Source organism: Streptomyces kronopolitis, assembly GCF_014646275.1.
Classification (GTDB): Bacteria; Actinomycetota; Actinomycetes; order Streptomycetales; family Streptomycetaceae; genus Streptomyces; species Streptomyces kronopolitis.
This window is the reverse complement of the sequence record NZ_BMND01000135.1, coordinates 1-519: the sequence shown is the minus strand read 5'-3', so window position 1 is coordinate 519 and position 519 is coordinate 1. Positions and strand designations below refer to the sequence as shown.

Annotated in this window: 1 protein-coding gene; it reads right to left on the bottom strand. The window is 40.5% G+C overall.

Going from position 1 to position 519, the window contains the following annotated elements; all coding sequences use genetic code 11:
- A partial coding sequence (locus IEY78_RS35505; protein WP_189104841.1) for a 6-hydroxymethylpterin diphosphokinase MptE-like protein occupies positions 1-519 on the bottom strand: 519 nt, incomplete at both ends.

The following is a 519-nucleotide window of genomic DNA, read 5'->3' as shown; positions in this document are numbered from 1 at the left end:
ATTGATAGGAGGCTTTGGCTTAGATTTGTCTATTTTTTCGCACGCTTCTTTAAAAGGCATTTCTTTAGTCCCTTTAATCCTAGCCCCCCCTTCAGTAGCGTTAATGACTTCCAGTTTATAGGGCGTGTTAAAAATATCTTTTTCAAAAAATTCTAAGAAAAGTTTCCACACTAAAGTGGTTTCTACTTCCCCGTTACCCCCATATTTTTCTGTAAAGATCTTGTCTTTATCTTTTTTAGGCTTGATCTCTCTATCGCCATAAATCGCCCCACTAGCGTGGCTGTTACCGCTTTGTGAGAAGCTTAAATCTTGCCCGATAAACACGCATCTTTTGAAACGAGAATGCACCACTAATTCATACGCCATGTTCGCTGCGCTCATGCCTATGCCCACATAGCCATACTGGTGCAAATCAAAAAGGTTGGTGTAACCAAAGGGGCGGAAGCTGAATTGTTTAACCCCCTTTTTAATCGCTTGAATCAATCGTTTATGCACAATGGAAGTCAGAGCAAAAATAAC